Genomic DNA, 13,127 nt, shown 5'->3' with positions numbered 1-13,127 from the left:
CTGAATTGATGGGTAATGCATCATACAGTAAGACGCTACTGTAGCCAACGGGTGCGATCGCCCCTATCCAGGTGAATCAAATGCGGAAACTGGCTACAGCGGCCCAACCCACCCGCCCACCACGGATCTAACATCCAGTAAAGTTGGTTGGCGCTGAGGCCAGGACTGTAGAGCTTGATGGCGTTTCCGGTGGTGTGGCGATCGCTGACTGGATCGGGCACTCCCACAGGCATACCCGGTGGGACATACCAGAGAGCCACCTGAAGAGAACGCCCAAGGCGATCGCTCACCTCCTGCAAACATTCTGTTAAGGCGACAATAGTATCCACGGTTTCCTGAGTATCGGGCACCCAAATGCCGCCCTGGGTTGCCATGGCCCAGGTAAAACGGCTATGGGGCAAAATTGGGGCATCCAGCTGCAGGTTATTGAGCGACCAGGTTACTGGGCGCGATGGAGCAGGTAAGGGCACTGGAGCCGGGGGAGCATCCTCGGATAGGTGGGTTGCCCGTTCCATCCGTTGCCAATCCTCCAGCAGGGTTTGTCGCGCCTGGAAGGAGTTATCGCAGTGCCGCCACAACTGCACCAGCTTTAACAAGGCTACCCGTTGCGCATCCGATTCATTAAATTGCGTCGGCACTGTTCGGATAAATTGCAATAGTGCCCGATCGAGCTGGCGAGCAGCACTTTCCAGGGCGTCGGGGGTGGCGTCAATCAGAGCTTTGGGATCAATGCCCAAATGGCGGATCGCGACGGTTCGCGAATCCAGGTCGTGCCAGAGTCGATAGGCTTCAGTCAAAGTATTGCGCTGCTCACCTTTACCCTGATAGTGGTGTGGCAGGGTTAGCACGAAGGCGATCAGAGCAGCATCCAGGCTACCGGGCGCGATCTCGGCGCTATCGTTGGTTTCCAGAGAAGCGATCGCCCCTTCCCGTGTCGCTACCTGCCGCCAGAGCTGCACCAACCGCAACAGGGCTTCCCGCTGATGCGGGTACCCAGCGTAGTTATCCGGTAATTTGGAGATAACATCCAGCAGCACCCGATCCAATGTGCTCTCCAGGCTGAGAGATTCATCACTATCGGCCTGGAGGGCAGCGATCGCAAGGGGCACGTCATCTAACTTTCGCCAAAGCCGCACGGCCTCCAGCAAGGCTTGGCGCTGGTAATCCAAACTCTGGTAGTGATCGACGAGGTTTTGAGCAAACCGCAATAGGGCTCCGTCAAGGAAGGATAGGTTGTAGGGCAATTCAGCCATCTGATAGGACAGATTGACCTCGGCCCGGTATACCGTCCTCAACGCTTCTAAATCCGTTGTTTCCAACAGGCCTGCCCCTGTATCTGTGACCGGAGGAGAGTAGCCATCGGCGATCGCCTGCAAAAAGCGATCGGTATAGGAGCCGTTGTCCTCATCCCACATATCCGTCGCACTCCAGCCCTGAGCCGTCAGGCGACTGGTGATGCTACGCAGGGTGGTAGCAGCGACCTTGACCTGTTGTGGAAATGTTTTCAGCTGATCGCGTCCCAGTTGGTGAGCTGGGGAGATGCCCAAGCCGACCTCACCATCCTCCAGCAAAGGAGACTGATGAACGGCGTAGAGCGCCACCAGAAGCGGGAGGTGAATGCCAGCCCGTGTCGCCTCCTGGATGTAGTAGTGATGCCGATGTGCAGCTGTCAAAAATCCCATAGCAGCCCCAAAAACAAACCTGAACGCAAGCCACGTCAATCAGTGGAATTGTAGAATCGCCCTCTAAAAACGGGCTAGCCTTATCTACAGTTTCGCCTTCAACGTTACCAGTCCTGCACAAAGTTCCACCATGAAATTGGATAGACTCACGTCCTGCACCTTTCTAAAAGCACAACTCAGAACTATTGTTTTTTGGTCACAAAGCGACGAAAAAACAATGGTTCTGAGTTTTGGGACAAGACCATGCTGGCATACTCCCGTAATACGGTTCTATAGGCTTAAGGAGGTTTCTGCATAAGAATTTACCCAGAATGTTGGTGCTTTGCCCGCTTCGCGGGCAAAGCACCAACATTCTGGGGGTAATTTCATTACTGGAAATCTCCTAAGCCGTATAAGGTCACTCAATAATGTTTCATATTTTCCACTGACCTGCAGCAACTTCCAGCCCAACTGGCGGTTTAATTGAGGGTGGTTGACAGCCGATCCCACACTTCGAAGCCATAGAGATCATTTCTCTTGGCTTCGAAGTTTCAGCTGATCACTGTTGGTTCATGGCGCTGCTTCAGCAGCAAAAACCAGAGGCACTGGGATTAGGCAACATCCAAAAATTTTGAGGAGTAGGGGTGTTTCATTGAAACCATTGCAGACCTGGGATCAAACACAAGCGGGGGCGATCGCCCTGATTGCCACTGATATGGATGGCACCCTCACCCATCGAAGCAAGTACACCTCAACGCTTCTGCACACCCTGGAAGAACTCGCAAAAGCGAATCTCCCCGTCCTGATTGTGACAGGCCGCTCCGGTGGCTGGGTGGAGGCCGTAGCCCATTACATGCCAGTAGTGGGGGCGATCGCTGAAAATGGGGGCTTGTTCTTCCACCAACCCGATACTCCCCCCGATCTTCTGGTACCCATCACTCACCTCAACGACCATCGGCTGCGTCTAGCGGAAATGTTTGGCCTGCTTCAGGAGCGCTTCCCCCACTTGCAGGAGGCTAGCGACAATCGCTTCCGTCTGACAGATTGGACATTTGATGTGCATGGATTGAGCGACGAAGATTTGAGCTGGATGAGCGATCGCTGCCAATCTGAAGGTTGGGGCTTCACTTACAGCACAGTGCAATGCCACATCAAACTACCGCAACAGGAAAAAGCGGCGGCCCTCCGCTGTGTTCTGGACACTCATTTCCCTCATCTCATGCCGGAACACGTCGTTACGGTTGGAGACAGCCCTAACGATGAGAGCTTGTTTAATGGTGAGTTCTTCCCCTATTCAGTGGGGGTGGCAAATGTGGGGCATTATGGCGATCGCCTCACCCATTACCCCCGCTTCATCACTCCCCATGCAGAGGTTGAGGGCTTTGCTGAACTGGCCGAGTATTTACTGAAAAGCCGTAAAAATTTTATGGAAGGGGAAGTGGGCGATCGTTCAGCGGCGGTCGCCAAACCCTAACTCCAGGATTCTTAGTTTTCGCGGTACTAAGGATCATGGGCTCAATAGCCTGTAATTCAAGAATTACAGGTTGTCTTATTTGTGTCAGGGCTTACGCAAGGCGGCTATCCATATTGTATTTGTGTTGTGGGTGGGGTGCTTCGCACCCCACCCACAACACAAATGCGTAAGTCCTGTGTGTTCCTAAGCAATTCAACAAGTTTACGAGGCTAAAGTGCCCGTAAAATCAACACATTCAGAAGCCTTGGCTAAACGTATCTGCCAAAGAGGTCAAATTTTTCCGAAATGGCAGGACAAACCGGTGAAGTTTTCTTTGTCACCTGTAAGAAACACGGACGTCACCCAAGACGCCCACGGTAAAACCAAAAGCCGACCATGGTCCGCAACAAGCACCCCCTGCATCCTGCAAAGCCATGCTCAAACCCGGCGGTTCTGTCTAACCCTACTCTTTTAGACCGAAACTTACCCCGCTGGCCCCGGTAAAAAACAAGTCTGTAGGAGAGGCGTTAAGCCCTTGTGCTCTAGCGATTGCCCCCTCCCCTACAGCAAATCTCTCCCTCTACAGGTTTTGATCACTCCAATGGAGCGTTTGAGTTAATCGACTCAGATTTCCCAAACCTCTGATGTCTCATTCCCCACCGCAACTGGCAATTCTGTTCTCTACAGAATGGACATGTCAACCGCGGGAGACGTTTTGTGCCTTTATCAACGCTGTGAAGAGTCACAATTCTGACCGTTCCTGAAAAATATTCAAGCGTTCTGGAGAATTACACCAATGGTTGCTATTAACGAGCGTAAAGATTTAATTGATGCCCTGCGTGCACCAAACCGCACTATCGCTGTCTATCGTGACACCGATCTGAGCGTTACAGTTATGAGCTTGGCCGCCGACCAACGGCTGAAATTGACCGGAATTGTTGGCGATGGACTGGCTCAAATTAAAGAGCCTACCGTAGGTTGGGTTCAATCTCTGTATTTGAAGCAGATTAGTGATGGCGGCATGACCAAGGGCAAAGCTTACCGCCTGCGGAACACCTCCGAACTGAGCCAGGGTTTGGCCGCTTACTACGAACCCGGTGCCAAAATGAACGATGGCCCTGGCGCCAACAGCATTGTCTATCTGACCAATCCGGAAGACAGCTACGTCGAAAACGGTCGGAAGCTAATTCGGGTCTTCTTTGTTGGTAAATTCGGCAGCGAACGGGCCGGCTATGTGTCCCAGGGCACTGTTGGTAGCGTACTGGGCGAAACTTCCAGCAATTTCGTTGCAGTCTAACTTCTGATCTCTACTCCTTGGATGCACAGCGTGTCCACCCCGGCGGGGTGGACACTTTTTTATATAGCAATATGCAAGTGCGTTAAGTACAGCGCTTATGCATAGGCTCTTGAGAGATGGACCTGTTCCAACCAGAGTGCCTAAGGCTACTATCCAGGACAGAAGCGCTGATATTGCTATTGGAGAACGACGGAATATTTGGGCTCCTGCCTTGAATTACCCTATTCAACCTGCGTTCGGGTTAAGGCCTTTTCGAGGGGCACGCTGCGCATGCTAAAAAGGCACTTAGGCTTATCCCAAATTGAGGTTATTTATTTTGGTTGGGGCAAGAGGGTGAGTATCGATACATTTTTGGGAAATATTGATGGGGCATATACGCAGGCGTGCATCGTTAAAGTCAATACATTTATAAAACGACCTAGAGTTTTCACTATGCACTGGGATCAGGCAGAATTTGACGTGCGATGTGAATGGGGCAAAAACGGTATTGCTCAATTAGCACCCATTAGTAATGTTGTCATCCTGGTGGATGTTCTGTCATTTTCGACCTGTGTTGAGGTGGCGACTAGCCAAGGGGCCGTGATTTATCCCTATGGATGGCAAGATAAAGCAGTTTATGAATTTGCCGAGTCCATCCCGGCCGAGCTCGCAGGTGCTCGAGGTAGCAGTGATTACTCCCTCTCGCCCAGTTCAATGCTGTCCGTGAGCCGGGGTACGCAAATCGTGCTGCCCTCTCCCAATGGCTCGGCGTTAAGTTTAGCGACAGGCAATACTCCAACCCTGACAGGGTGCTTGCGGAATAGCCGAGCGATCGCCCAGGCCGCGATGACTTACGGCCCCCGCATTGCTGTCATCCCAGCCGGAGAACAATGGCCTGATGGCACCATTCGCCCTGCCTTTGAAGATTTCATCGCAGCGGGGGCCATTATTAGTTATCTACAAGGTCGTCTCTCGCCAGAAGCCCAAGCAGCGGCTCTGGCTTATCAGGGTGCCCGCCAGAATCTAGCCTGGTCGATTGAGCACTGTGGCTCTGGCCGAGAATTAATCGAGCGTGGCTTTAAACCAGACGTTGTATTAGCGACACAATTGAATGTAAGTGATTGCGTTCCCACCCTGATTGACGGAACTTACAAGAATCTCCCACGTCATAGCTGGTAAACCATCCAATTGGTGCTATGCCCCTTAAGGCTTTGGCAACCAATGCTTCATCCGGTATTGCTGAAGGCGTTGTGAAATGGGGTGGAGAACCACAGTTTCCCACCCCATTTCACAACGCCTTCAGCAACGGGTTTAATCCAGATTGCGCCCGGTTAGTTCTACAAAGATGTCTTCCAGGTTGGAAGGACGTACCATCATGCCCGCCTTGTTGGGCTGATGGGTAAGATAGGCATCAGCATCCTGTAAGGTCGGGAAAAACTGGTATTCCCAGCGATCGCCCATCTGTTTCATCAGCAGGCCCTTGCCGTATTTCTCCCGCAATTCCTCCAGCGTCCCCAGCTCAATTAGCTTGCCGCTGTCCATCACACCAATGCGATTGGCAGGGCGATCGCCATCGAGGGGAGAGCCACACAGGTACTCAATCTCTTCCATATAATGAGTGGTCAGCAGAATCGTCATCCCCTGCTGATTCAGACCCTTGATAATTTCCCAAAGGCGACGACGGGTCTGAGGGTCGAGCCCCACCGTAGGTTCATCCAGAAAGAGAATGCGGGGTTCATGCAACAGGGCCCGGGCAATCTGCAAGCGACGCTTCATCCCGCCTGACAGGGTTTTAACCAAATCATCCCGCCGATCGGCCAGTTCTACATACTCCAACCAACGATCAATATCCTGCTGCCGCCGAGATTTGGGGATATGATGCATTCGACCGTGGAATTCCATGTTTTCCCACACGGTCAGGTCTACATCTACACTCATCTGCTGGAGCACCACGCCAATCTGCCGCTTTACCAGAAAGGGTTGGCGCACTACATCATAACCGGCGACCTGAATGCTGCCCTCACTGGGACGGGTCAGGGTCGTGATCATACGAATGGTGGTAGATTTTCCGGCACCGTTTGGCCCCAATAGCCCAAAAATTTCGCCAGGTTGGATGCTTAACGACAAACCATTCACAACAGGCGCATCACTATAAAACTTAGAAACGTTTTGAATGGCAACGGCAGCATCGGCCATAGAGCACTCCGGACAACAGAAAACGACAACTCCTTTACTTAAAGTAACATTACTCACATCTCGCACCTTTCTAAACCCAAAAGCCAGAAGGTGATTTTTTTGCTGCGTCGCGAAACCTGCCCCATCTCACCAGCCGAAATGGATGCGGTGCAGTACGAGCATCCTGGGGCTTACGCCCCATCGAAACAGAGTACAGCCAGCAATTCTCAGTATTATAGGCCTCAAAGCCAAGAGTTCACGCCCTACGGGCGTGAACTCTTGGCTTTGAGGCCCGAAAACCGCGCGCCTTTGGCGCGCGGTTTTCGGGCCTGATTTCAAAATGAGAATTGCTGGAGTACAGCACTTTTCAAGCGCTTAAAATCTGGTTGTTTTTGGGAGGGCCGCGCTCCCAAAAACAACCATGGCTAATTCAAGCGCAAAGCGCTGTAAAAGAAATAATAAATACGTACTATCCCTGAAAGCAGACAAGTGGTATAGTACCTGTGTACTAATGGGGACGAACGCCCCAGATAGTCACGAAGGAAGAACTATGACAATTGGTACCAGAACCCGCAGACCTCGGAAAGAGCCCTCAGTTGGCAATGGGACGGGCGATCGCATTCTAGCCCTTGATGCTGGCAATTACGACCTGAAATTTTACGATGGGATTGGCCACCCCAGAGCGATTCGGTCTGTTCGCTTCCAGTTGCCACAGGGGCGCGATTCGGTTAGTTTTTCCAATGCCTCTCCCCTCATTGAGCTACCCGACGGCAGCCGCTATCACTTCGGAGCCCAGGCTTATAAATATCGCCGTCAGCAGCAAACCGTCGTCGAAAACAAAGTCGAACTATCTCGGCTCCATCTCTACGCCTGCCTGGAACCCTGGAACGGCTCTACCGAGTTTGCCGTACAAGTTTTTGCCTCTACTCCCGATCCCGATCGCAACAGTGCTGCTATCCGCGAGCAACTGCTGGGGATGCACGAATTCCGCCGCAATGACCTGGATTATCGGGTGACGGTTACTCAGGTTGAGATCGAACGGGAAGGGATGGGTACGTACTACTATGCTCGTCAACTGGGTTTGGTCCCTGATAGTGGTTACACCATTGTGGTAGACATCGGTGGAGGCACGTGGCTAACCCGTCTGGTAGACGATGAAGGTGAGGTGATTGATGAAAATGTAATGGATCGTGGTGGTGCCTACGAGCTGGCTGTCTCCATCAGCTTCGATAAGCGTTTGACCAGCATTCTGGGCACCACCGCCGATCCAAGCCTTGTGATGGATGGCTTCCGCAACGGCCATAACTACGCGGATACGGGTCTCACCTGGGCACCCTGGCTGGATGAGCATCTGGAACCCTGGTTCAAAGGTATTTTCCAAACAGTACGTGCCCAGTACACGCCTTACATGCCCCGTGTGACACGATTCCTGGTGACGGGCGGCAGTACTCACCTCATTTCCGAACGATTGACTGGACGCAAACTCTTCACGGTGATGGGCGATCCTCAATTCGCCAATGTCCGTGGCTTGTACACGATGTCGAGTAATACGCAGTTATGTATAACGACCAAGTAAAAGACAACAAAGTGCGGCTGAGCCGTGATGTGCTGGATAAAGCGCAAATGATCGCTGATGAATGGGGGCTGAAAAATGCTCGCGCTGCGGTCGAGGCCGTCTTCCGGCGCTATGCAGACGAGTACATGGGGGGCACAGCAGGAACGCCTCATGGAGCGCAACGAGCGAATATGCTCTCACCGTCTCAACCCTCAGCCAACCAGTGGGTTGCGCCACCTAAGCCACAACCAACGGCGATCGCCAACAACTGTGAGGCCCTGGATGTCCTGGATGAACTGCTGGGAGCTTAGTCATTCACGACAGGGGTTTTGACAGGTTGCCGATTTTGCCGCGAAGAAGCGACGTGATGCAAGATGTCACGTCGCTTCTTAACGCTTGGCGATCGCCCTAAAACGTCACCTCTTCCATCACCGTCAGCCCTTCTAAGTAATGACGATCATCACTCAGGTGAGGAAATTTAATCTGGGACTCCAGCACACCGCGATCAATCATCCGTTGGCGAATCTGGTTAAAGCTACCGGGAGCTAAGATCCGTAGCCGAGGATCGGGAATGGGCTCTGGGCGGCGCAGGGCATAGGACGCATGAAGCTCCGCCAGGACTTCATCAAAGCGGTGGATGAATTTAGTCGGGTCTTCTAAGGTTGACCCTGGAGCCAGTTCAATGTTGACCTGATATCGGGGAGGAATTTCAGGGTCAGAGAGGGTGATGCAAAAGTTCTCCAGAGCAATGCCGAATTCTCGCTGGAGGGTTTGCATGGTTTGGATGGCGTGAAACTCAGTCGTCTTCTCTGTGGTGGAAGACAAGAGCCCACCCCGGCGGTGGCGGAACACAAAGATGGGGGCCGTGTTGTAGAAGCCCTCAACCTCCACCACATCGCCAATGTCGTAACGGTAGAACCCGTTAAGATTGCTGATCAAAATACGGTAGCGATCGCCCACCGTCACTTCATGGGGTAACAGTGTCTTCGGTTGTTCAGCTTCCCACTCCGACTCTGGTACAAATTCGTAAAAGCCGCTGTTAACCGCCAGGATGACGCCATCCGTACCAAAATCACGGTGTACCCCATAGGTTGCTTCCGCCGAAGAATAGGTGCCACCAAATACAGGGGTATCCGCAAAGTAATCCTTAAAGCGATTGATATAGAAGTTGGAAGTTCCCCCGCGAGCCGTGACGATAAAGGCCAGGTTGGGCCAGGCTCGATGAGGCACTAACCGCCCTTCCGCGTTAAGAATGTGGCGCAATTCTGCTGCTCGTCGAGGGTGGGGCCTCCACTGTCGCTCCAGCACTTCCCGCAGTTCGGGTTCCAGTTTCAACCAGGGTGCAAAGGTCCCGGTTTCCAAATCTTCGATTAGGCTTTCTGCATGGATTTCCAGGTGTTCGCAGAACGTGAGGGCATACACCGGAAAGGTTGCACTAACAATCCGTAAATTTGGATCGGTGAGTGCAAACAGAAGACAGAGGTAGTTGCGCGTCACGCTGTCGCCCGCCTTCATCACCTCAAAAGGATGAGCGAACACCTGCTGATAGATTGGCCCCATCAGATTGAGGTCGCTAACGCTGATCGGGCCATAGGGAATACCCTGGGGCGATCGCCCAAACGACCGTGCCGAGTTTGTAAACAGCATCTTGCCCAGGGGACGGCGATCGCGACGAGCCGCATGGGTACCAAACCCAACAGCCACCTGATTGGCATAGGATACAGCCCGTCGCGATCGTCGGGTAACCGGAATCAGTTTCTGCTTACCCGTTGACCCACTCGTCATGTTGAAGTAGATCGCCGGGTCTGGGGTCATGACATTCGCTTCACCCTGAAAGGCTCGCTGAATGTAGGATTCATAGTCGCTGTAACGGGAAACGGGCACCGCATCGCGAAAATCCTGCACAGACTGGAGTTTCGCAAAGCTATGGTGTTGCCCCAGTACAGTCTCTTGGTTGGCGTGGAGGAGCGATCGCAAGAATTTCACCTGCACGGCCTCAGTTTGATAGGTTTTGGCGATAAAATCTCGCCGTGCCTGAAGAGCGGCCTCCGCAATCAGACTCAGCAGAAGATTTGCCATGAATGCCTCCTACAAGCTTTCTTAAACAATACGCAACTCCCTACTCTACGGAGACGAGTACGGTGTGCAGCGCTACCGTGCACTTGAGTAGCCTCAACCGTATACATTCTGAGGATGCTCTTCTCCTTATCCTATAAATCTCAACATTTGCCAGTGCCGGTTGTGACACCTCCCATAGTGGAAGCGAGAGGGTGCCTACTTCATAGACGATCCGGTACCAGGCAAGATTATTTTTCTAACGTCAGGTCGGGTGGTGAGTAAAGCTACTGTTAAGAAGCAGAATTTTTGAAATAAAACTCTGCCATAAGGGCTTACTAATAAAGCTTACTCGGCTTAGGCGCACTAAGTCGTGTTTCAAATAGGTGGTTGGTTGTTGTGGAAGAGTTGTTTTATGTCCCTTCCACAACAACCAACCACCTATTCAGAACAGTACCGGCATATGGTCGATTGATGGCAGGGCCGCTTTGATCTGGACATTTAACTCGAATGGGTTTTATGTCTTCGGCTATTCCTGAATCTTTGGCTGTTCTTTAAAGTTTAGCTGATTCAGAACTCTCCCATTTTTCCGTCTTTTATTCAAACTCTGTAAGCAGCAACAACTCCACTCCCTTTAGACCAGCAAGGTCTATCTCCAGAAAACAGCGGAGCCCGTGTAGCTATTGATGCTTTTTCCTTGGGTGTCTTTCAGAATTTTTTAGAAGGGAAGCAAGATGCAGTTAATTGGTGATGAACAAAACAACGTTCTAACGGGTGGTCTTGAAAACGATACCCTGTTTGGACGCTTAGGGGATGATGAGTTGCTAGGCAACGAGGGCGTTGACCAGTTGTTTGGTGAAGAGGGCAACGATACCCTGCGAGGTGGTGCGGGGACTGATAGCCTCGACGGTGGCCTCAACAACGACATGCTATTTGGAGATGCCGGTAATGATACCCTCCGGGGCGGCGCAGGCGACGACACGCTAGAAGGGGGTTCTGACGTCAGTAACCCTTCCGAAGATGCAGGTAACGACCTCATGTCTGGAGACGATGGGAATGATCTGCTACTCGGCAACATTGGGAATGATACCCTCAATGGCGGCAATGGCAATGACATCCTGAAAGGTCGTTTAGGCAGCGATCAGTTGAGCGGTGATGCAGACGCCGATCTACTGGTGGGTGGTGGGGGTACTGACACCCTCAATGGTGGAACTGGCAATGATACTTTGTTTGGCGGTTTTGACCCTACGGATACGGTGGAATCCACAGGAACTGACAGCGCCAATTTCGTTGTAGGCGGGGATGGCGACGATCAGTTATTTGGAAGTACCGGTAATGACACGCTCCAGGCCGGTAACGACAACGATCGCCTGGAAGGGGCATTGGGTAACGACAGTCTCTTTGGGCAGAACGGGAACGACACACTGTTCGGTGGTGCAGGCGATGACACTCTAGAAGGCGGTTCTAACGGCAACGACGCGCTAGAAGCTAGCGGGGACGATTTGCTCTGGGGAGATGCCGGCAATGATGTTCTCTTAGGCAATGCCGGGCTTGATACCCTGCATGGCGGCGACGGCAACGACACGTTGGCATCAGCCGGTGCTAATGACCAACTCTATGGAGATGCGGGGAATGACAGCCTGTCGAGTGGAGTTGGAAACGATACGCTACTGGGAGGCCTGGACAACGATACCCTGGCAGGTGGCGATGGCAGCGATCGCCTAGAAGGCGGTGCAGGCATCGACTTTCTCTTTGGGCAGGCCGGAAATGACGTACTGCGGGGGGGTGTAGGCAACGATGTGCTAGAGGCCGGCTCTGATACCCAAAACATCCTGGAGGCAGCGGGCAATGACCTGCTGCAAGGGGAGGATGGCAATGATCAGCTTTTGGGGGATGCTGGAGCCGACACCCTGCAGGGTGGCATTGGCAACGATACATTGCTGGCTAGCCAGGGCAGCGACGCATTAGATGGCGGCGATGGCAGCGACTACCTTTATGGCGGAACCGGCAATGATGCTTTGAATGGCGGTGTTGGTAATGATTTTCTATTTGGGGAAATGGGCCCAGGGGGCAGCACAAGCGTTACGGGCAGCGACCTGTTACTGGGTGGCGATGGTAATGACCTGATCTATGGAGATGCCGGAGCCGATACCCTTCGGGGCGGCATTGGAATCGACCAAATGCACGGGGGGTTGGGCAATGACCTAATCTATGGAGATGCCGGATTCGACACCATTTTCGGCGATGGTGGTAACGATGTGGCGAGCGGAGATGTCGGGGATGACGCAATCCTCGGGGGAGACGGCTCTGATCGCTTAGATGGTGGCCTGGGCAACGATGGCCTCCAGGGAGATACCGGCAACGATACCCTCTTCGGCCGGGATGGGAATGATTTTCTTCTGGGGGGCGATGGTGCGGATAGCCTGGAGGGTGGGAATGACAGTGACCGCCTGGAGGGTGGAACTAGCTCAGATCGCCTGAATGGTGGCCTAGGCAATGACACCTTCCTGGGAGGAGCAGGCGGCGATGTGCTTGTAGGTGGTGCAGGGAAAGACCTGATCTATGGAGGACAGGGAGCCGATACCCTGACAGGTGGCTCTGGGCAGGATTGGTTTACCCTGGATGCCCCTCGGGCTGGGGTTGATCGCCTGATAGATTTTTCGGTAGCGGATGATGCGATTCAGGTCGTAGGAACATCCTTACAAGGAGGCCTACTATATAACGCTGCAATTAATCCAGACCAGTTTCGAATTGGAGCGAGGGCAGGCGATCGCAGCGATCGTTTCATCTACAACAACCGCACAGGGGCACTGTTCTTCGATGTAGATGGCACAGGAGCAACACAGCAGTTTCAGATTGCTCAGCTCGCAACAGGGTTAGCCATGACCAATCAAGACATCCTAATCGTGCTTGGGTAAGCGCTCAATATTTTGGGAGAAGCGAGCGGCAAAG

Annotated in this window: 9 protein-coding genes; 6 read left to right on the top strand and 3 right to left on the bottom strand. The window is 52.8% G+C overall.

What is annotated here, in order from left to right; all coding sequences use genetic code 11:
• Positions 1-35 precede the first annotated feature (35 nt).
• Entirely contained in the window at positions 36-1,682 is a 1,647-nt protein-coding gene (locus H6F91_RS12505) for a peptidase M15A (RefSeq protein WP_190773467.1), read from the bottom strand.
• Positions 1,683-2,313: 631 nt separating this feature from the next.
• Between H6F91_RS12505 and H6F91_RS12500 the strand changes: the two genes are divergently transcribed.
• From H6F91_RS12500 to H6F91_RS12490, 3 genes are all read left to right on the top strand, one after another.
• Positions 2,314-3,135, top strand: coding sequence for an HAD family hydrolase (locus tag H6F91_RS12500; RefSeq protein WP_242035753.1), 822 nt, complete (start codon positions 2,314-2,316; stop codon positions 3,133-3,135).
• A gap of 775 nt (positions 3,136-3,910) precedes the next feature.
• Positions 3,911-4,411 (top strand): hypothetical protein, encoded by a 501-nt coding sequence (locus H6F91_RS12495; protein WP_190773468.1) that lies wholly within the window; start codon positions 3,911-3,913, stop codon positions 4,409-4,411.
• A 432-nt stretch (positions 4,412-4,843) separates the two neighbouring features.
• Entirely contained in the window at positions 4,844-5,569 is a 726-nt protein-coding gene (locus H6F91_RS12490) for a 2-phosphosulfolactate phosphatase (protein ID WP_190773469.1), read from the top strand.
• A gap of 132 nt (positions 5,570-5,701) precedes the next feature.
• Here the strand turns inward: H6F91_RS12490 and H6F91_RS12485 are convergent, their stop codons facing one another.
• Positions 5,702-6,586, bottom strand: a complete 885-nt coding sequence (locus tag H6F91_RS12485) for an ABC transporter ATP-binding protein (RefSeq protein WP_190773470.1) — start codon at positions 6,584-6,586, stop codon at positions 5,702-5,704.
• A gap of 529 nt (positions 6,587-7,115) precedes the next feature.
• On the opposite strand from H6F91_RS12485, the gene H6F91_RS12480 reads away from it, so the two are divergent.
• The gene (locus H6F91_RS12480; RefSeq protein WP_190773471.1) at positions 7,116-8,141 is read left to right on the top strand and encodes a ParM/StbA family protein; all 1,026 of its coding nucleotides are present in this window, start codon (positions 7,116-7,118) and stop codon (positions 8,139-8,141) included.
• Entirely contained in the window at positions 8,123-8,431 is a 309-nt protein-coding gene (locus tag H6F91_RS12475; RefSeq protein ID WP_190773472.1) for a hypothetical protein, read from the top strand. The genes H6F91_RS12480 and H6F91_RS12475 overlap by 19 nt, the downstream gene beginning before the upstream one ends.
• Positions 8,432-8,528: 97 nt before the next feature.
• On the opposite strand, the gene H6F91_RS12470 is transcribed toward H6F91_RS12475, so the two are convergent.
• Positions 8,529-10,199, bottom strand: a complete 1,671-nt coding sequence (locus H6F91_RS12470) for a GH3 auxin-responsive promoter family protein (RefSeq protein ID WP_190773473.1) — start codon at positions 10,197-10,199, stop codon at positions 8,529-8,531.
• 710 nt (positions 10,200-10,909) lie between these two features.
• On the opposite strand from H6F91_RS12470, the gene H6F91_RS12465 reads away from it, so the two are divergent.
• Positions 10,910-13,093: a calcium-binding protein gene (locus H6F91_RS12465; RefSeq protein WP_190773474.1), complete on the top strand. Its 2,184-nt coding sequence runs from the start codon at positions 10,910-10,912 to the stop codon at positions 13,091-13,093.
• The last annotated feature ends 34 nt before the right edge of the window (positions 13,094-13,127 follow it).

The organism is Leptolyngbya sp. FACHB-8 (assembly GCF_014695575.1).
Lineage (GTDB): Bacteria > Cyanobacteriota > Cyanobacteriia > Elainellales > Elainellaceae > Vacuolonema.
This window is presented reverse-complemented; position numbering and strand designations above follow the sequence as displayed.

What these genes read in the sequence shown, in the direction of transcription:
- H6F91_RS12470 (WP_190773473.1), bottom strand. Translation starts at nt 10,199, where the DNA reads ATGGCAAATCTTCTGCTGAGTCTGATTGCGGAGGCCGCTCTTCAGGCA.
- H6F91_RS12490 (WP_190773469.1), top strand. Translation starts at nt 4,844, where the DNA reads ATGCACTGGGATCAGGCAGAATTTGACGTGCGATGTGAATGGGGCAAA.
- H6F91_RS12505 (WP_190773467.1), bottom strand. Translation starts at nt 1,682, where the DNA reads ATGGGATTTTTGACAGCTGCACATCGGCATCACTACTACATCCAGGAG.
- H6F91_RS12480 (WP_190773471.1), top strand. Translation starts at nt 7,116, where the DNA reads ATGACAATTGGTACCAGAACCCGCAGACCTCGGAAAGAGCCCTCAGTT.
- H6F91_RS12465 (WP_190773474.1), top strand. Translation starts at nt 10,910, where the DNA reads ATGCAGTTAATTGGTGATGAACAAAACAACGTTCTAACGGGTGGTCTT.
- H6F91_RS12475 (WP_190773472.1), top strand. Translation starts at nt 8,123, where the DNA reads ATGTATAACGACCAAGTAAAAGACAACAAAGTGCGGCTGAGCCGTGAT.
- H6F91_RS12485 (WP_190773470.1), bottom strand. Translation starts at nt 6,586, where the DNA reads ATGGCCGATGCTGCCGTTGCCATTCAAAACGTTTCTAAGTTTTATAGT.
- H6F91_RS12495 (WP_190773468.1), top strand. Translation starts at nt 3,911, where the DNA reads ATGGTTGCTATTAACGAGCGTAAAGATTTAATTGATGCCCTGCGTGCA.